This is a genomic window from Bacteroidota bacterium (assembly GCA_018698135.1).
GTDB lineage: Bacteria > Bacteroidota > Bacteroidia > CAILMK01 > JAAYUY01 > JABINZ01.
The window spans coordinates 1-19,889 of sequence record JABINZ010000208.1; the positions used below are offsets into that span (position 1 = coordinate 1).

Here is a 19,889-nt window from a genome sequence, read left to right on the forward strand (position 1 = left end):
AAAATCTAAAATGTGTTTTTTATATGTAGCCTGATATTGCATGAATACGCTATGATTTTATGAATTGTCCACTTTCGGGATGCCTTGTAACCTCATTCCATTTAAATATGCAGCCATGCATGGCAATATAAACTCCGGCCGCCTTTGTTTGAACAGCACCTAAAGCTAATCCGATGTTAATATCTGCATCAGAGTCGGTAAATTTTTCTGGTCGCATGGCTCCAGTAAGTACAATAACTTTATCAGCTATTTTAGCCAGATCCGAAGCTGTTTCTATCATACTATCAGTTCCATGTGTAATGATAATTTTGTCATCAGAACTTCGCTGAATTACATCAAAAAGCATCTCCCTATCGGCCTTATCCAAGTCCATACTATCCTTTTTAATCAAAGGAAGAACTTCATATTCAAAAGATGGGTTCAGTTTATGGAGAATTCGTTTAATAGCCGGATCACTTATTTCAAATGCATAACCACCAAGGTTTTTAGGGTAATCTTTATCAATAGTGCCTCCTGTTTGAATAAATAGTATTTTCATTTGACCTATTTAACCGGATTCATAACTTTTCCAATAAACAAAATGCTTCCGTTTTCCTTATCGTAAATAACAAATGCAAAAGGACGATTGGCATTAAATGTCATTTTTTCAGGAGGAAAACTTGTTCTTTCAACCATGATAACTGCAGTAGCACCAGCAGCTTCGGTTCCTTCTTCATTTACTTCAACAAATGCCTTATGAATTATTTTGTCAATTTTTAAATCTCTTTTTCCAGTCATGCCTGAAAAATCAGCTAAATCAGAAAAAGCCAAGGGCATGCCCATGTCCGACAAGTGTTTTTCCAAAGAAATGCTATAGGTAAAGCTAAACCGAGGCAGTAACACCTCCATTGCAGAGGCTTTCATAAGACGTTTATGCGCATTGAAATATTCATAATTCAACTCTTTTCCAAAGTCGTTTATCGACTTTCCTTCAGCAGGTAAAAACACCATCATCGCATTTTTCTTTCCTTCATATGGAAGTTCTACTATTTGAACACTGGAGTCTTTATAATGAAGAAAGCGCTCTTTCGGATGATTCATAAATTTTGCCTGAACCGATGAACCATTTTCTAAATAGAAAGGAGCTGTTTCGGTATGCTTTTTATCAAAAGGAATCATCCATTTGCCATAAAACCAGATGGCATTTGTAAGAACTAATCGTGTTAAATCTGAAATTGCATTTTCAGGAATCAGATTTGTTATTTTGTCATTTGTGTTTTCTTCAACCCAATCGTTGATTTGTATCCGCGATTTTTCAGGTTTATTTTTAAAGTCCAGGTACTTTACACCTGATCCATAATACTTTTGGCAAACTTTATAATAGCTGTCGAGTATTCCATATTTTTCCTGAGCCCATAAGGAATTGGCAATTTTCAGTTCCGTTCCTGCATCTGGATCAATGCTATATAAATTATTCATCAAGTTTTTGAAACCTTTATGCACTTGAGGTTGAGATAGCGAAAAATGCAATGTTTTACTCATTTCTCTTTCAGTTTCGGTTTTTGCCCCAGCATAGGTCATAGCCAGTGCAGAAGAAATACTAAATGGGGAGAAAATTGTATTTTTTTTAGGATCATTGATTTGATGAAACAGCTTAAAAGCAAAAGACGAATTTTCATAGATGATATCATAATCATCATCTTCGATATAGTCGTGTTCCCATACATCTGCTTCCTGAATGATTTCCACCTCAACTACTTGGGCTTCCTTCTTTTTGCAACATGAGCTGAAAATTACGAAAACAGGAATGAGAATTAGGCTAAAATATTTTGTCATAATCTTGATTTATTTCCAATTAACAGCTTTTCTAGACACAGGCATAGTCATACAGCGGCAACCACCACCACCACGGGGTAATTCTGAGCCTTTCATGGTAATAACGTAGCGGTCAATCTTTGATAAATCAGTTGATTCCTGAAGTGCTTTTTTTGAGCTAATCACTTCAAACCCATGATTGCTAAGCTCTTCAATAGTCTGATCGTTTCGTTCATATCCAATGACTTTACCAGGGCCTAAGGCAAAAAAGTTTGCTCCACTATGCCACTGCTCTCTTTGTTGTGTGTAGGAATCTGTTTTTCCTCCACAATAAACAGGCTCTATATCCATGCCTAGTTTTTTTAAAGCCGAAAGTATGTCTTTTTCTTCTTTGATTGAGGTTACTTGTCCATTTTCAATACTTATGTTAATAGTCAGAAAACGATTAGATTGTAAGATTAAAGGCTCGTATACCAGACATTTATCAACATCCAGAAATGTGAAAACCATATCGAGGTGGATGAAAGATTCAGGCTCATAGGGTAGTTCCTGAATGATGATGTTTCTGTTTACTTTTCGTTCTTTTATGCATTCAATGATATGATCAACTCCTTGAGAAGTGGTTCTGGCTCCTACACCAATCAGGAAAACATCATCGCGGGCTACCAAAATATCTCCGCCCTCTACACTCATTTTTTCATCAAAAAAAGCACTTTTTATTGGATTAATGGTTGGAACCATAAAATCGGGATGATACTTAAAAATTGCTTCCATGATCATGGATTCGCGTTCGCGAACAGGATTGGCCATTCGGCTGATAAGCACCCTGTCTAATATGCTTATTGATGCATCGCGTGTAAAGAAGAAATTATGAAGAGGGTTTAATGCATATCTGTTTTTGTCAAGGTATTTAGTTAAATTATCTTTTTGCATATCCACACCTTCAATCAACTGCCTGGCTAACTCAGCAGGTTCTGTTTCAAGAAGTGCTTGTGAAATGCTCATTACGTTTTCCCGCTTGCAAATGGTATGAATCAATTTTTCTTTGACATCATTTATCATCAACACATCTGACAATAATGATTTAACTTCAAATGTCTTGGTAAGTTTTGATAGCACTGACGATAATTGACTGAATTCCTTGCGTGCGATTTCAAGATTTAGAATATCCGAATAGAGTGCACGCTCTGCAAACTCTGGAACCATGTTTTCAACTTCTCGTCCGGGGGTATGAATAATAACACCCTCTAATTCACCTATTTCAGATTTAACATTTATTTTCATGAAAACTATTTAATCAATATAAAACCAATGCCCAGACTGAGCACGAAAAATAATACAGCCAAAGATAACTGTTTAAGCAAAGGGTAAAATCCAATTGAATCGTTTACCCGATATACTTTATAAATGTTGAGTCCAACAAGAAAAAGGGGTGTGGTAAACAACCATTGCCATAATACATTATAGTAGGAGCTGAGGAAGAACAGGGAAAATAGGATTCCAAAGCCGATAAGAAAACTATGATAGTGTTTAGCCTTGATAATGCCCAGCCTAACCGCAAGTGTTATTTTTCCACTTGCTTTGTCATTTTTAATATCCCTCATGTTGTTGAGGTTTAATACAGCTGTACTGAATAGTCCAATTGCTATTGCTGCAAACCATGCAGAAACGTTCAAACTATTATTTTGAAGATAGAATGAGCCACAAACAGCAATTAGTCCAAAAAATAGAAACACAAATAAATCGCCCAATCCTTTATAACCGTATGGCTTGTTTGAAGCGGTGTAACCAAATGCTGACCATATTGCAATTAGTCCTAAACCAAGTAGTATTAATATGGATGTCCAACCAATTACATGACGACTGAAGAACAAAAGCAATGACCCAGATACAAATGCTCCAATAGCAACACCAATTGATGCCTTTTTCATGGAAGCAGCGCTAATAATACCTGATTGAACCGCTCTTTCGGGCCCAATGCGAGAACTGTTATCAGATCCATGTTTTGAATCGCCATAATCGTTGGCTAAATTCGAAAGAATCTGAAGCAAAGTGGCCGTAAGTATTGAAAACACAAATATCTTCCAATCGAATGTTCCTGTTTGATAGGCTAATATATTTCCCAAGCCAATGCCAGAAATCGCCAATGGCAATGTATGTGGCCTGCAAGCCAGAATCCAATATTTGAGCTTAGTGTTCAAATTATTCGAATTTTTTGTCGATTTCGTTATTATCAATTTTTAGAAATACAGGCTTGCCAGTTGGAGAATAATATGGGTTTTCGCAAGCAAACAATTGATCAACTATCATATTCATTTCTTCTTTTTCAAGATGATCGCCTACTTTTATTCCTAATTTACTTGAAAGAGTTTGAGCCAGATTTTCGTTCAATGTGTTTTCAGAAATTCCCAAATTATTTTTGAACTCTTCAATCAGGCTTTCAATAAATTGTTCAGGATTACCAATGTTGTAATTGAGAGGTATGCCATTAATCACATAAGCACGTTTCCCGAAAAGCTCCATTATAAATCCCAATGATGATAGCAGTGGTTCAATATCTTTCATAATATGAAAATCGGCTTCAGAAAACTCCATGACTTCGGGGAATAATTGCTTTTGACTGGCCCTGTTTTCATCCTTAAATGAGTTCAAAAATTCTTCATAAAGAACTCGCTGATGTGCATACTGCTGGTGAATAAGCATGATTCCCGAATGAATTGGTGCAAAAATAAACTTCTTGTGTAGCTGTATTAATTTACTATCCTGATTTGGCTTGTCTTCTTCTTCGGAATCGGTGAAAGCAATTTTCTCAACTTCTTCAATATCACTTGTTTTTCCTTCTTTTTCTTCCTTGATTTCAAGAATCCTCATCAATTCTTTCCAATCCTGCTCGGTGGATTTTGATTTTGAATTACTAAGTGGATTTCTTTTCTCCTGATTTTCGTGAGACCCAATATCAACTTTTAGTCTGAAATCGTCTTTGTTTTTTTTGTTTTCAATATGCTGAAGATTATTTAAAAACGCTTCGTGTTCAAAATCAAAAGTAGGAGCTACATGGTGCTGTCCGAGTGTTTTTTTAACGGAGGCCTTTAAAATCATATAGATGCCTTTTTCATCTTCGAATTTAACCTCTGTTTTGGTTGGATGTACATTGACGTCAACTCGTGCTGGATCTACCTGCAGAAATAGAACATAAAGAGGATAGTGATCGGATGCGATTAGTTCTTCATAAGCATTAAAAATAGCATGATTAAAATATGGATTTTTAATGAAACGTCCATTAACAAATAGGTATTGCTCTCCTCTGGTTTTTCGTGCAGATGATGGATTTCCAATAAAACCATTTACTTTGAGGATAGGTGTGTCCTCTTCAATTGGAAGTAAAGATTTTTCGTGTTTTTTTCCAAGTACACCAATTATCCTGTTTTTTAAACCACCTTTGGGTAAATGAAATATTTCTTCCCGCTCACCAGCTAAAATGAATTTAATTCTGGTGTTTGCCAGTGATATTTGCTGAAAACAGTCAATAATATGCTTGTGTTCAACACTATTAGATTTAAGAAAATTCTTTCGTACAGGAATATTGAAGAATAGGTTTTTTACACTAACCGTTGTTCCAACCGGACAAGCAATTGGCTCTTGGGTCTTGAGAATACCTCCTTCCATGATCAGTAATATTCCAATTTCGTCTTCTTGCCTTCTTGTTTTTAACTCGACTGTTGAAACCGAAGCAATTGATGCCATGGCCTCCCCTCTAAAGCCAAGAGTATGGATATTAAACAGATCGGATGCATGGTGAATTTTAGAAGTTGCGTGTCGTTCAAAGCACATACGGGCATCCGTCTCCGACATTCCACTTCCATCATCGCTTACCTGGATTAGTGTTTTTCCGGATTCTTTAATGAGCAACTTAATATTTTGTGCTCCTGAGTCAATAGCATTCTCCAAAAGCTCTTTTACAACCGATGACGGTCGTTGAACAACTTCTCCAGCTGCAATTTGATTAGCAACAGACTCGGGTAATAAATGGACAATATCAGGCATTAATTTCTCTTTAAACGATTTAACCTAATAATAATAAGCCAAATGCGCGAGCAATAAAATAGCAGATAGCACAAAACAAGACGACAATAACTGTTCGAATGATGTTGCTCAGGAGAATCGATTTTTTTCTGATATCAACTTTTTCTTTTCTAAAATTATCAACCAAAATGCTATCTCTTTCAAACGCCCTTTCCCTAATTTTAATACTTCTTCTAGTTTTTTCTCTGCGGTCTTTTTTTTCATCATAATACCGTGGTCGATATTCGAAAATAGTATAACCGGGCAATTTAAACATTGTAGGTAAGCGAGATGCCATGATAAATTATTTTATTGAATCCTTTAACACTAAAAGAATCAGGCAATTAGTTCTGTATTCAAATTTACAATAATTGCTCCGTTTTTGAGATTCTTTAACAAAATTCGAAGTTTTCAAAATCTTCAATACCTTCATGGATTCAGATAAAAGCCTTTTGCTATTTTTGTGGTTTATACAATTATGAATCTGGATTTAAATACCTACACATACGATTTGCCAGCAGAGCAAATTGCAAAATTTCCTTTAGCCAAAAGAGATGAGTCAAAACTACTTGTCTTTGCAAATGGAAAGATAAAACATCAACAATTTAAGCATATAGTGGAGGTATTGCCTGAAAAATCTATGCTTGTATTTAATGAAACAAAAGTGATACAAGCGCGTTTATTATTTAATAAACCTACGGGTGCCAGAATAGAGATTTTTTGTTTGGAACCAAATAATTTGAATGATGAGATATCTCATATTTTGGAAAATAAAAAACAAAGCACATGGAAATGTTTTGTTGGAAATAAAAAGAAGTGGAATAAGGAGCTAATTTTAAAAAGTGAGTTAAATATTAAGGGCACTGCAGTTTGCTTGCAGGCAAAACAAATTGAAACGGAAGCAAAGCATGTTGTTGTAGAACTTAATTGGAATGCCGATATTAGCTTTTCAGAGATATTAAATCACTATGGCAAAACACCCATTCCACCCTATTTGGAGCGAGCTGCAAATGAGGAGGATACAAAAAGCTATCAAACTGTATATGCCCGACTAAATGGTGCTGTTGCTGCCCCAACGGCAGGATTGCATTTCACACCTCAAGTGCTTAGCCGCTTAAATGAAAAGCAGATCAGACAAGAGTTTTTGACGCTACATGTTAGTGCTGGCACATTTCAGCCAATCAGCGAAAGCAACATATTGGAGCATCCTATGCACAATGAGCAATTGGTTTTTAGCAAAGAGAATATTGTGAACCTGCTAAATCATACTGAAAAAATTATATGTGTTGGAACCACTTCTTTGCGTGCAATTGAGAGCTTGTATTGGTTTGGTGTTGGTTTATCATTAGGGCTACTTGAAAAGTTTGATATTGAGAAGTTGTTTCCATATTCTATTGATGAAAATGAATTGCCAACTAAGAGAATTGCTTTAAATGCTGTATTGGAGTTTATGGTTGTGAATAAGCTGGAACAATTAATAGGAGAGACCAGAATTTTCATTTATCCTTCCTATAAGTTTAAGATGTGTGATGGGCTGATAACAAATTATCACCTTCCTAAAAGTACATTAATTCTTTTGGTTGCGGCATTTATTGGAGATCAGTGGAAAGAGATTTATCAAGAGGCGCTTCAAAACGATTATAGGTTTTTGAGTTATGGCGATTCATCTTTATTACTTCCTTAATAATTGTAGTTTTGTAATTTAAAATAAGGTTATGATTCAAAGAATACAGAGTTTATTGTTGTTGATTGGAGCAGGGTTGAGTATTCTGCTTCTTGTTATGCATTTTCAGCAAGATGTTTTAGATAGTAATAAGGAGATTGTGCAGACGATTGATTACAACATCTTTCATTATACAGTTGAGAATTCAGAAGCTGAACTTATTGAAGAAGGATTACCTCTTTTTCCCATGTTAATCTCTTTGTTGATCGTATTGCTTTCTTTGTTTAGCATATTCTTGTTCAAAAAGAGATCACTGCAAAGTATTATTAGTCGTTTTTTGATTCTATTGTCAGCGGCCTTAGTGGTTGCATTTATTTTTGATTTGGACAAAATAGGAGGTATTAAGTTTATGACCTCAGCTGCATTAATAAACTACCTGATTATAGTTCTTCCTGTGCTCATGATATTGATCTTTTTTATGGCAAACAAAGCCATTCTAAAAGATGAAAAACTAGTGAAGTCTGCCGATAGAATTCGGTAAGTATAAATCAAAAAAAAAGGGACCCGAAAGTCCCTTTTTTTATTTTGCTTTAACCATATCGCTGATCATTTGAGTGGTTATCGATTTCGGACGTTCGAGCGGATATCCTAACGCACGATCCCAAATAATATTCGCAGTTACACCAAAGGCTCTTCCCATGCCAAACAATACAGTGTAAAATTCATATTCTTTAACACCAAAGTGCCATTGCAATACACCTGATTGTGCATCAACATTGGGCCATGGGTTTTTTGCTTTTCCTTGTTCTCTTAAAATCGGTGGCACTACATCGTAAAGAAGTTTAACATATTCAAATAGCATATCGTTTTTAATATGCTTCATGCAAAATTCTCTTTGAGCGGTATAGCGAGGGTCTGTTTTACGCAATACAGCATGTCCAAACCCAGGTATCACCTGTCCGGAATTAAGTGTATGCCATACATCCTCTGCTAGTTTCTCTTTGGAGGGAACTACTCCTCCGTATTTTTTCATTTCACCCTGTATCCAGCGCAATACTTCTTGATTGGCCAAGCCGTGGAGTGGTCCTGCTAAACCATTAAGCATACCAGAAATTGAATAATAAATATCAGACAAGGCACTGGCAATCAAATGTCCTGTATGTGCACTTACATTCCCGCTTTCATGGTCACTATGTAGAATAAAATACAAGCGAGAAACATCATCATATGGCTTGCCAACACCCATCATATGAGCAAAATTTCCTGCCATGTCCATATGAGGATCTGGTGGAATAAACTCGTTGTTTTTGTATTTCATTCGGTAAATATAGGCGGCAATTTCAGGTAATTTAGCCAACAAACTAATGGAATCTTCATAAGTAGCATCCCAATAATCTTCTCTTTTTAGCCCTTCTCTATATTTCTTTGCAAATTTCGACTCTCTTTGCAAAGCAAGAATTGCATTGGCAAACATTGTCATTGGATGAGTATCACGAGGCATTGCTCTCAATACATCAAATACATACCATGGAACATGTTTTCTCTTGCTAAACTCATCTGCAATTTGCTCAACTTGTTCAGTATTTGGAATGTCTCCAGTAAGCAGTAAATAGTAGAAGCCTTCTACCAATGGCATTTCACAGCAATCGGGTTTTGGTAAAAGCTCAAATACTTCTGGAATAGTATAGCCACGAAAGCGAATTCCTTCTTCAGGATCGAGGTACGAAATATCGGTTACAAGACTTTTGATCCCACGCATACCTCCAATGACCTGAGAAACCCTGACTTCATCAATAACAGTGTCCCCATGATTTTTAAGTAATTCCTGAATTTTTGGTCTTTCAATTAATATTTTTTCGTACAACTTCTCTTTTAATGTAGCCATCTTTTAATTTTTAATCAAGAAATAAAAACACAATTAACTATCCTAAAATGGGGGACACTAGCTCATTTTGGATATACACAAATATACCTCTAATATACAAATTAAAATATTTGTTTATTAGCATATTAATTATGGGTTATTTTAATAAGTGACTAATTTGAAGCTATATCAGCAATAACACCTGGCCTTGTTTTAAATTCTCGGTCAAGCAGGAACAAGCCTTGCTTGCTATCTGCAATCATTTTTACTTCGTGCAAAACTTGTTCAGCAGTAGCTACTTCCTCAACCTGCTCATCAACAAACCACGTTAAAAAGCTATTTGTTGCATGATCTCTCTCGTCTAACGCCAGTGTTACCAAATCGTTTATGCAGTTGGTAATGAAAATTTCATGCTCTAAAGTCTCTTCAAAAATTTCAACAATTGAATTCCATTCTTTTTTTGGTGCTTTAATACTTTCAAAAATTGCTCGTCCACCTGTTGAAACTAGATAGTTATAAAACTTTCTGGCATGTAAATATTCTTCTTCGGCCTGTACTTTCATCCAGTTTGCAAATCCCGATAAATTAATAGATTCAAAATAAGAGGACATGGACCAATATAAATAAGATGAATATAATTCCTCATTTATTTGCTTATTGAGTGCGTTTTCGATTTTTTCTTTAATCATTGTATTGTCTATATTTTAGGGTAAAATGAAATAATATTACGTGCAAAATTAGATAATTATCGGCAATTCCTGTGGTTCAAAAAAACGATTTAGCTTGTTTGGATTAGCATTTTACTCACTTGCTCCAGTTGTGTTCTTTGAGGATCAATAACAAAATGAGCCTTTCGGTAAAACAGATTTCTTTCTTTTAAAAGTTTATTAACGTAGTCCGCCATTTCTTCGGGCCTAATTTGTTTCAGAAGAGGACGCTTGCGGCTGTTGATATTTAACCGATCAATAATAATTTGATTATCAGGTTTTAAATAGATTGTTTTACCGTTTTTATTCATGAATTCCATATTATCAAAAAACACAGGTGTTCCACCACCACATGCAATAACCACATCTGATTTTTCCAAAGTATTTTTTAGTGCATTTTGTTCAGCTTTTCTAAAATAATCCTCCCCTTTAGTGGCGAAAATTTCGGAAATCCATTTATGTTCGCTTCGTTCAATTTCAAGGTCTAAATCAAGAAAATCATAGGATAAACTGCTTGCTAGGTTTTTTGCGAACCTGCTTTTTCCTGCACCCATAAATCCGATAATATAAATCCGCATTTTACCCGATTTTTTCGTTTGATTCAATTACATGTCCTTTTAAGAATTCAGCAGTATTGAGTCTCTTTTTGCCCTCCAATTGCAGAGACTTAATATCAATATAACCTCCCTGTACAGCAACTTTAATAAAGGACTTATTATCTGTGATTAACGTTCCACTAATTTTTGAATGTTGACTTAGCTCAATACCTACCTCATAAATTTTGCAAACCTTATTTTTCAAAGTGGTCCATGCTGCTGGATACGGGCTCAAACCACGAATATGATTGTAAATATCTGTTATTGGTTTTTGCCAATTAATCTGACAAATAACTCTGTTCAATTTTGAAGCTATTTTTTCCTCACCACTTAATAGCTGTTTTTTTCCGTCAAGCTGATTTGCCTTAAGTTGTTTGCATGTTTCCAGCAATAAGTCGGATCCAATTTCTTCTAAGGTATCGTGCAAACTGCCTGCAGTATCATCTATATTTATTTCCACTTCTTTCTTAAGCAAAAAATCACCTGTATCAATTTTGTCATTTATAAAGAAGGTTGTGACACCTGTTCTTTCTTCCCCGTTTATAATGGCCCAATTAATAGGTGCTGCTCCCCTGTAATTAGGTAGTAAGGATGCGTGTAAGTTGATAGTTCCCCTGCTAGGCATTTGCCATACAATGGAGGGTAACATGCGAAAGGCCACAACAACAAATAAGTCAGCTTGAAAGTTTTTAAGCTGTTTTAAGAACAACTCGTCTTTAAGCTTTTCAGGCTGAAGAACAGGGATACTTTGATCTAATGCATATTTTTTTATAGCAGTTGCATTCATTTTCAAACCTCGGCCAGAAGGTCGATCTGGAGCGGTTACTACCGCTGCAATATCAACGGAATTATCGTACAATTTCTTCAAGGATGAAACAGCAAATTCGGGGGTACCAAAGAAAATTATTCTCATTTTGTTAACTCAAATTATTGTTGTGCAAAATTAAGCAATTTATTAACGCTCTGATTTTGAAAATGACGCAGCGGTCTGATAATTAATTAATTGTGAGGCAGATAGCAGTATTTAATTATTAATTCCATATTTTTGGTTCATACCCAAAGGTATGTTTTGGGGCCAAACGAAACTTTCTGGAGAGTAATTATACCAGTGAGTAAGATAAAAAAGACTATGAGCGATATTTTCATTTTCCGAGGAATTGATTTTGAACTTGGATTTTCTGACTACACCTCTTCTGACGAATCAAATAGTGTTTCCGCACTATTGAATAAAAAAACACACAAACCTGCAGCAGGCGATTTTTCCTATCGTATCATTAATCACTGGGAAAGCAATGATTTGTTGAGTAGTAGCCGGACAAATGGGAAAGGATGGCGAAGATATTCTGTGATGGATCTTGTTTGGCTTTACATCATTCAAGATATGCGCACATTTGGAATATCGTTGGATTTAATAAAAAAAGTCAAGAAAAACCTGATAGAAGTGCAAAGTGAAGAAGTAAGCAAATTTCCATTATTAGAATACTATGTTTCTATTAGTATGTTAAACGAAGCTGTTTATTTACTTGTTTTTGAAAACGGACAAGCACATCCTGTTACAGAAAAAGAGTATGCATCCAACAGAGAATTTAGCTCAAAGAATAATCATCTACAAATTAGCATTAACAATATTCTGCAAAAAATATTTACAGATAAACCCATCAAAGCCAAATCCAAAGAAGCTTCTGATTATTCATCAGGAGAGCGAATGGCCATTCAACTAATTCGATTAGGAGCTGTAAAACAAATGAATATTACTTTAAGCAATGGAAGCAAGCAAATTGTTACAAAAAAAGAGAAGGAACAATTTGAAAATATCGTTTCCCATATTCAAAAGAAAAAATACAATCAGATTGAACTATCACATTCAGAGGCTGGAATGCTGGTCGTTGAAAATGAAGAAAGCCATACAGATGGCACTACTTATTAAATAAGCGTTTTCTCATCATCTTAACTGCTTTACATTTCTATTCCCTTTTAATTTGAATTAACTATTAATGATCTTACCGTATAGTAATTAATTGTGATTTCTTCGTCACATGCTGTCTGGTTGATTTGTTCATCTGAGTCCTCTATGAGTGACCATGTGGAACAACTCTGCCTCGTTATCCATTTGCTGAAAAGTGCCAATTATTGATTAAGGTCAAAAATAAAAGGCTACCCATTACGGATAGCCTTCTAACTAATCTCAACTTTCTAGACTTAATTCTTGCTATAATCAAACTTAAATTTGATAATATAAGACTCATCAGGATAGACAAAATCCTTTTTTAGAGTAATCTTTTCTAATTCATCACTTACATACTCTTTCAATAACACTTGAGTTGAGTGTATTTCGGCAATATTTATAGAGCCATCATTATTAAGCGTAAAACTTACATACACATCTCCTCTAATATCTTGCTCAATAGCAAATTGAGGGTAATCAACATTTTGTTTTACTTTTTTAATTACTTTGGTTTTACTGAGCATTTTTGCTTCAGGATCGTTTATTTTATTTGCACTTACACTTCCACTTAACATGAAAATTACGGATAATACTAGAATCAAAGATTTCATAACAGTTTGTTTTTTAGACTTGCTTCTTATTTGTAAAAAACCTAAACAAGGCCATTTAATAAGTAATCAATAATCTGATATTATTTTCACAACAAGCAAAATGAGTAAAATTAAGCGTAAAAAATAGGTTCTGAATTTGTAAAGCTTTTTTAGGATTATGTAAAAAACTGTAAACTTATTATAGTACTTTACATATAAACTCTACTAAGTCCTCAACGAGTGACTCAGTTGGGAGGTAGAACGATTCACTCTGTCTCGCCACCCACTCATAAGAGTCCTTTGTGTTAGACCCAGATAGAAGTTCTGAGAAATAAAAAACCCTTCCATGAGAAGGGTTTAGAATAAAGAATTTAACTGAATCTATTCCTTTGGCTCTTCAGGAATCACTTCAGCAGTTTCAGTGATTTCTCCCTTTTCGTCAAGAACTTTACCTTTTAAATAATCGGGTAATTCCATTCCGGCCATCTTGAAAATTTCATCCATTGGCGGAAGTGATTTAAGCATCCCGGATAAGAAATTGGCAGCAGCAGGTGTTTTGCCATCTCCACTTTGTGAATCCCAGACGGTAATTTTATCAATCTTAAGATTTTTAATGGCCTCCACTTGTGTTTTCACAATTTCTGGAAGTTTATCTGCAATCATAAGCAATACGGCATCTCTTGAATTTTCTTTGGCAGCTTCAACCAGTTTGCCAAATCCTTCAGCTTGTTTAGTTAGAACCTCGTATATACCTGTTGCTTCGGCTGTTTTGCGCGCGACAATAGCATCAGCTTCTCCTCGTGCAATTCTTCTTTTTTGTTCAGCAATGGCTTCAGCATCAATTTCAATTTTAAGCTTATCAATTTCTGCAGGAACCACGATATCGGCCACTTTTGTAGCACGCTCTCGTTCTGAACGTGAAGTTTCAGCCAATCTTTCAGCATGATAGGATTCTTCCAAGGCTTGAGCAGCTTGAACCTTTTCAGCAGCAGTAGCTTGTTTTAATGCTTCAGCTTCTTTTTCCCTTCTGGCAGCATTTGTTTGTGCTATAGAAATAAGTGCTGTATTTTCTCCGTCAACAGCTTTTGCATTTGCACTGGCAACCTGGATTCTTTCATCTTGTACGGCAATAGCTTCTCCAATAGAACCATCTCTATTTTTTTCAGCAACTGATTTCTTTGCATCATTAATTGCTTTTGCAGCAGCTTCTTTACCAAGAGCTTCAATATAAGAAGATTCGTCACGAATATCAGTTACGTTTACATTGATAAGCTTTAAACCAATCTTTTGTAATTCAGCTTCTACATTTTGTGATACATTAGCTAAAAATTTATCTCTATCAGTATTGATTTCTTCAATATCCATTGTAGCTACTACCAAACGTAATTGTCCAAAAATGATATCTTTGGCCAATTCCTGAATATGGCTTTGCTCAAGACCCAAAAGGCGTTCAGCAGCATTTGTCATTACTCCAGGTTCTGTTGAAATTCCCACCGTAAATCGTGATGGCACATCAATACGAATGTTTTGTCTTGAAAGTGCATTAGTAAGGTTAACCTCTAGTGAAATAGGAGTCAGATCAAGAAATGAATAATTTTGAATGACCGGCCAAATGAAAGCTGCACCTCCATGAATTGTTTTTGCAGATCGGTTTGTCCCTGCTTTAGTCTTTCCGGTTTTACCATACACAACCAATATCCTGTCTGAAGGACATCTTTTGTATCTTGAAAAAAGTGCCAGAATTGTAACAAAAATGACAACAATAAAAACAACAATTACTGTTAATGAGCCCATAGTCTTTAGTTAAATTTTATATCAAATTATTTAGTGAACTTTTCTACAATTAATACGTTGGAACTGGCAAGCCCTATTACTTTCACCACTGTTCCTGTTGACAGATCTTCGTCATGTTTAGTCAGAGCTTTTAACTCATGCAGCGAATCTTGAACCATTATTTGTATTTTGCCAATATTCCCGCTTTTTGCGTTTATCGGAAGATAAACAGTGCCAATTTTGTTAACAGCATTTCGCATATCCAAAGCTCCACCTGAGTCTGCAAGTTTACTGATGAAATAAAATAGAGCGGAAATAATAAGCATTGCTAGTACACCAAGGACAGTTGCAATAATGATTACCCAGGCAGTGTTTAAATCTGCCCGATTTCCGGCAATGCCAGCCCAACCAAAAATGGTAAAAAAGGCAATAAAATTTCGTATGGTAAAAATACCAAACTGAGGAACACCATCACCAGCATGAAGTCCATCATCATGATTAAAAACGCCATCGGCCTCTGTATCAACATCTATATCAGGCACATCCGTATCAACATCTCCAATATCGGAAGATCCACCATCCATTCCAACAAAGGTTAAAACGAGTTGAATTAGCAAAATGACAGAGAAAGGAATGGCGATATACCAGAATATTTTTTCAAAAGTTGATAGTGCTTCCCAAAGTTCTTGCATAGTATTTGTTTTATGAGTGCTTCGAAGAAATGTTAATTAAAGTTAAACATGAAAATACAAAGACAATTGTTCTAATCGGTTTAAAATTAATAACTTAATTTTGCACCCTTAATAAAATCATCTCCCATTTGGTAACCCAAATTAGTTAAAAATAAAGACAAAATATTATTAAAAGTAAAAAACATGAAAATTTCAATTCGATTTATTGGTAATTTGATTTTGATTGGATTAATGTCCATTTCATTTCAGGGATTTTCTCAAATCCCTACCGATCTGAAGGCAGAAATGCCGATAGATAAATCCATCACCACAGGTGTTCTGGATAATGGTATTAAATATTACATCCGCGAAAACGCGACACCTAAAAACAGAGCTGAACTCAGATTGGTTATCAATGCTGGTTCATTGCTTGAAGACGAGCACCAGAGAGGTTTGGCTCACTTTTGTGAACATATGGCCTTTAATGGAACAAAGAATTTTGAAAAACATGCGCTGATCAACTTTCTTGAATCGATTGGTATGAAGTTCGGTGCTGAACTAAACGCATATACAAGTTTTGATGAAACAGTTTACATGCTTACCATTCCGATGGATAAAAATGAATTCATTGACACTGGTTTTCAAATTCTATCAGATTGGGCTTACAATGTAAGTTTTGAGGGTGAAGAAATTGATAAGGAAAGAGGTGTTATTCACGAAGAATGGCGACTTGGACAAGGAGCACAAGATCGTATGTCACGCGAATATTTGCCTTTACTTTTCTACAAATCAAAATATGCAGAGAGACTTCCGATTGGTAAAATGGATATCATTGACAAAGGCCCTCATGAATCACTAACCAGTTTTTATAAAGATTGGTATAGACCCGATTTGATGGCTGTTGTAGCTGTAGGTGATTTTGAAACGAAAGCCATTGAAGATTATATTAAGAAATATTTCTCAGTTATTCCAGTTATGGAAAATCCGAGAGAAAGGCCCGTTTTTGATATGCCTAATCACAAAGATCCTTTAGTGAAGATCCTTGCTGATCCGGAAAATCCTTATAGCATGATTCAGGTTTATTACAAGAAAGACAAGAATATGGATGTGAATCATGCAAGCTATCGTGAAAACATTGTCAAGTCATTATATTCCAGTATGTTGAGCAATCGTTTACAGGAAAAATTACAGGACAGCAAGCCTCCTGCATTATTTATGAATGGTGGCTTTTCTGAATTGGTTAGAGTAAAAGATGCTTTTATGTTGATGGCTGTTGCAAAACGCAATAAATCGATGGAAAGTTTAGAGATGATGTTGATTGAAAAAGAACGCATCACACGACATGGCTTTACATCTACAGAGCTGGAAAGACAAAAGATTGAGTTACTTAAAAATATTGAAAAACTCTACAAGGAAAGAGACAAGCAAAAGTCAATTAGTTATGCCGGAGAATATCAGCGAAATTTTCTTGTGAATGAATCGATTCCTGGTATTGAATACGAATATGAAATGTATAAAAGCTTTCTTCCAACTATAACAATTGAAGAGTTAAACCTGCTTTCAAAAGAATTTATTTCCACTGAAAATACTGTGATTATCATGACTTTCCCTGAAAAGAAAGACATCGAATTACCAAAAGAGAAGGATGTTCTTAAAATGATTAAAGCAGTAAAGGAAAAGAAAGACATTGAAGCGTATAAAGACGAAGTAATTGAAGCACCCTTGTTAGCAAATGAGCCAAAAGGATCAAAAGTTAGTGAGACTAAAAAAATTGCTAATCTTGATGCAACTGAGTGGACATTAGCCAATGGAGTGAAAGTAGTTCTGAAGAAAACAGACTTCAAAAATGAAGAAATTCTAATGTCAGCTTATAGTTTGGGAGGCCAATCAGTTTATTCATTGAAAGATGATGTTTCTGCTGGTTTTGCAGGAAGTGTCATTAACCAAAGTGGTTTAGGTCAATTTGATAATACACAATTGGAAAAAATGTTAGCCGGAAAAGTAGTTTCTGTCTATCCTTATATTTCACAATTGGAAGAAGGGCTGAGAGGTAGTTCTACACCTGAGGATTTTGAAACGCTCATGCAACTTACTTATTTGTATTTTACTGAGCCAAGAAAAGACGAAAAAGCCTATACTAATTTTATCGAAAGCCAGAAAGATCAAATCAATAATAAAGGTACTTCTCCGGATGATGTTTTCAGTGATTCCATTTCAGCAGTTATGTCGAACTATCACGAGCGAGCATTGCCCATGACGTTAGAAAGTTTGAAAGAAGCTGATTTGAATCGTATCATGGAAATTTACATGGATCGATTTGCCAATGCAGGTGACTTTACTTTCTTTTTTGTTGGAAATTTCGATGAGAAAAAAATTAAGCCTTTAATTGAAAAATATTTGGGAGGACTTCCTGCAATTCAGCGAGAAGAATCGTGGGTTGATTTAGGAATTAGTAAGCCTGAGGGAGTTGTCGAGAAAGTGGTTTATAAAGGAACCGAGCCAAAGAGTACGGTATTTTTAGCATTCCCAGGTACCTATGTTTATAATCAGGAAACCAAAGTGAAACTAGACATCATGGTTAGTGCTTTGAATATTCGTTTACGTGAAAATATTCGTGAAGAGCAATCAGGTGTTTATGGTATTTCCTGTTGGATAAATCAAAGTCATTTCCCAAAAGAAGAGTATTATGTGGGCGTGTATTTTGGTTGTGCACCAGAAAATGTAGACAAATTGATAAAGAGCGTTTTTGAGGAAATTGAAAAAATGCAGCAGGAAGGAGCTCTTGAAGTAAATCTTAGTAAAGCGCAAGAATCAGCTTTACGAAGTCTTGAAAACAATCTGAGAGAAAATAGATTCTGGTTAAATACACTTAAGAATTTCTACTTCCATAATCGTGATTTCACAGAATTTGATAAATACGAAGGAATAGTTAAAAATATTAGTGTAGAGGATATGAAAAATTATGCAGAAAAGTATATCCATACGGATCATTATATCCGCGTGGTTTTGATGCCTGAACCTGCAAAATAATCAGCTTTTTAGTTAATCAAAAAAGGAGACCATTTGGTCTCCTTTTTTTTTGTTATAGGGTAGATAGTACTTACTGAAAATCAGGAATAGAAGATATTTTAGCCGAAGTTGTTACATTCATTTTTAATCGGATTAAGCCAACTTCATCTCCTGGTGTTGGTAAATGTGTCAAGTGCATTTCGCAGTTTTTAAGTTTGTTTAACTTATTCAAAGCATGCTTTGCAGCCGGATTTGTTGACCCACTCATGGCTAAGGCTATTAGTGTTTCATTCACATTTAAAGAGCTTCCTTTCCTATTCAGTAATCCAAATTTGAGTTCAGTTATACTTTTTATAATCTCTGGACTTAGGAGGTCAATCTCGTCAGGTATTTTCGAAAGTTCTTTTATGGCATTCAGTAAAACAGCCGATTCGGCATGAAATTGCTTTGAATTTTTTCCTGTAAGAATTTTGCCATCACTTAGCTGAATGGCAGCTCCACAGCTCACTCCATCAAATCCTTCTCCTTTTTTTGCGGTTAATTCAGCCATTTCAACAACCTTCCTGTCTTCTGGTTTTACATTCACTTTGTCCATGATCATTTGCATTTGATCGATGGTTTCTTGTGTTTCAATTCCTTCAATTTTTTCACGATGGTAACGGAAGTATCTTCTTAAAATCTCCTCTTTACCAGCTTTACTACAAGCTTCATTGTCAATGATGCCTTCTTTTGCCATATTCACACCCATGTCGGTTGGTGATCTGTATCCAAATGCTTCCAGTTCTCCGGTAATTCGTTTCATTAAATTATGAAGGATGGTGAAATTTTCGATATCTCTATTGTAGTTTATGGCTACCTGATTATATGCTTCTTTGTGAAAAGGATCAACGAGGTTTACATCCAGCATATCCGCAGTGGCAGCTTCATATGCAACATTTATAGGATGATTTAATTCTAAATTCCAAATAGGGAAGGTTTCAAATTTGGCAAAACCGGTTTTAATTCCCATTTTTCGTTCATGGTGAATTTGACTTAAGGCAACAGCCATTTTACCTGATCCACCACCAGCTCCCGTAATAATAGTCAGTTTTTTATCGCTTACAACATAAGGCTGATTATCGTAGCCTCTCAATACTTTTTCCAAATTGTTGGGATATCCCTCTATCTCTGTTTGGATATAAACCTTGATCCCATAATTCTCCAACTTGCTCTTAA

Annotated in this window: 18 protein-coding genes; 4 read left to right on the forward strand and 14 right to left on the reverse strand. The window is 35.3% G+C overall.

Translation table 11 applies throughout. The features are described 5' to 3' along the window. Positions 1-49: 49 nt before the first annotated feature. From HOG71_13405 to HOG71_13430, 6 genes are read right to left on the reverse strand one after another with little or no spacing between them, the layout of a single operon-like run. A complete protein-coding gene (locus HOG71_13405; protein MBT5991841.1) occupies positions 50-538 on the reverse strand; it encodes an asparaginase in 489 nt (162 codons plus the stop codon). A 5-nt stretch (positions 539-543) separates the two neighbouring features. Next, positions 544-1,815, reverse strand: a complete 1,272-nt coding sequence (locus HOG71_13410) for a serpin family protein (protein ID MBT5991842.1) — start codon at positions 1,813-1,815, stop codon at positions 544-546. 9 nt (positions 1,816-1,824) lie between these two features. Next, positions 1,825-3,078 carry an arginine deiminase gene (locus tag HOG71_13415; protein MBT5991843.1) on the reverse strand — a complete coding sequence of 418 codons (1,254 nt, stop codon included), beginning with the start codon at positions 3,076-3,078 and terminating at the stop codon, positions 1,825-1,827. A gap of 5 nt (positions 3,079-3,083) precedes the next feature. Further along, positions 3,084-3,995, reverse strand: coding sequence for a 1,4-dihydroxy-2-naphthoate octaprenyltransferase (menA, locus tag HOG71_13420; protein MBT5991844.1), 912 nt, complete (start codon positions 3,993-3,995; stop codon positions 3,084-3,086). A 1-nt stretch (position 3,996) separates the two neighbouring features. Beyond that, positions 3,997-5,838: a DNA mismatch repair endonuclease MutL gene (mutL, locus tag HOG71_13425; GenBank protein MBT5991845.1), complete on the reverse strand. Its 1,842-nt coding sequence runs from the start codon at positions 5,836-5,838 to the stop codon at positions 3,997-3,999. Positions 5,839-5,857: 19 nt separating this feature from the next. Next, positions 5,858-6,154: a hypothetical protein gene (locus tag HOG71_13430; GenBank protein MBT5991846.1), complete on the reverse strand. Its 297-nt coding sequence runs from the start codon at positions 6,152-6,154 to the stop codon at positions 5,858-5,860. A gap of 180 nt (positions 6,155-6,334) precedes the next feature. Between HOG71_13430 and HOG71_13435 the strand changes: the two genes are divergently transcribed. After that, complete coding sequence (locus HOG71_13435; protein MBT5991847.1) at positions 6,335-7,540, forward strand: S-adenosylmethionine:tRNA ribosyltransferase-isomerase; 1,206 nt, start codon at positions 6,335-6,337, stop codon at positions 7,538-7,540. 31 nt (positions 7,541-7,571) lie between these two features. Beyond that, a complete protein-coding gene (locus HOG71_13440) occupies positions 7,572-8,060 on the forward strand; it encodes a DUF4293 domain-containing protein (GenBank protein ID MBT5991848.1) in 489 nt (162 codons plus the stop codon). A gap of 39 nt (positions 8,061-8,099) precedes the next feature. Here HOG71_13440 and HOG71_13445 read toward each other — a convergent pair whose 3' ends face one another. The 4 genes from HOG71_13445 to HOG71_13460 all read right to left on the reverse strand — a co-directional run bounded on the left by HOG71_13445 (position 8,100) and on the right by HOG71_13460 (position 11,599). Then, entirely contained in the window at positions 8,100-9,404 is a 1,305-nt protein-coding gene (locus HOG71_13445; GenBank protein MBT5991849.1) for a citrate (Si)-synthase, read from the reverse strand. 152 nt (positions 9,405-9,556) lie between these two features. Then, the gene (locus HOG71_13450; GenBank protein ID MBT5991850.1) at positions 9,557-10,072 is read right to left on the reverse strand and encodes a ferritin; all 516 of its coding nucleotides are present in this window, start codon (positions 10,070-10,072) and stop codon (positions 9,557-9,559) included. An 89-nt stretch (positions 10,073-10,161) separates the two neighbouring features. After that, complete coding sequence (locus HOG71_13455) at positions 10,162-10,695, reverse strand: shikimate kinase (protein ID MBT5991851.1); 534 nt, start codon at positions 10,693-10,695, stop codon at positions 10,162-10,164. Beyond that, positions 10,670-11,599 (reverse strand): methionyl-tRNA formyltransferase, encoded by a 930-nt coding sequence (locus HOG71_13460; GenBank protein ID MBT5991852.1) that lies wholly within the window; start codon positions 11,597-11,599, stop codon positions 10,670-10,672. The genes HOG71_13455 and HOG71_13460 overlap by 26 nt, the downstream gene beginning before the upstream one ends. A gap of 216 nt (positions 11,600-11,815) precedes the next feature. Between HOG71_13460 and HOG71_13465 the strand changes: the two genes are divergently transcribed. After that, positions 11,816-12,613, forward strand: coding sequence for a MerR family transcriptional regulator (locus HOG71_13465; protein ID MBT5991853.1), 798 nt, complete (start codon positions 11,816-11,818; stop codon positions 12,611-12,613). Positions 12,614-12,885: 272 nt separating this feature from the next. Here the strand turns inward: HOG71_13465 and HOG71_13470 are convergent, their stop codons facing one another. The 3 genes from HOG71_13470 to HOG71_13480 form a co-directional block, all read right to left on the reverse strand. Then, complete coding sequence (locus tag HOG71_13470; protein ID MBT5991854.1) at positions 12,886-13,242, reverse strand: hypothetical protein; 357 nt, start codon at positions 13,240-13,242, stop codon at positions 12,886-12,888. Between the two features lie 360 nt (positions 13,243-13,602). Further along, complete coding sequence (locus tag HOG71_13475) at positions 13,603-15,015, reverse strand: flotillin family protein (protein ID MBT5991855.1); 1,413 nt, start codon at positions 15,013-15,015, stop codon at positions 13,603-13,605. A 26-nt stretch (positions 15,016-15,041) separates the two neighbouring features. Then, positions 15,042-15,686, reverse strand: a complete 645-nt coding sequence (locus HOG71_13480) for a hypothetical protein (GenBank protein ID MBT5991856.1) — start codon at positions 15,684-15,686, stop codon at positions 15,042-15,044. Between the two features lie 183 nt (positions 15,687-15,869). Here HOG71_13480 and HOG71_13485 point away from each other — a divergent pair, with 183 nt between their 5' ends. Then, positions 15,870-18,695, forward strand: a complete 2,826-nt coding sequence (locus tag HOG71_13485) for an insulinase family protein (protein ID MBT5991857.1) — start codon at positions 15,870-15,872, stop codon at positions 18,693-18,695. A 70-nt stretch (positions 18,696-18,765) separates the two neighbouring features. Here HOG71_13485 and HOG71_13490 read toward each other — a convergent pair. Beyond that, positions 18,766-19,889, reverse strand: a 1,124-nt coding sequence (locus tag HOG71_13490; GenBank protein MBT5991858.1) for a DUF1846 family protein, incomplete at its 5' end; no start/stop codon positions are given.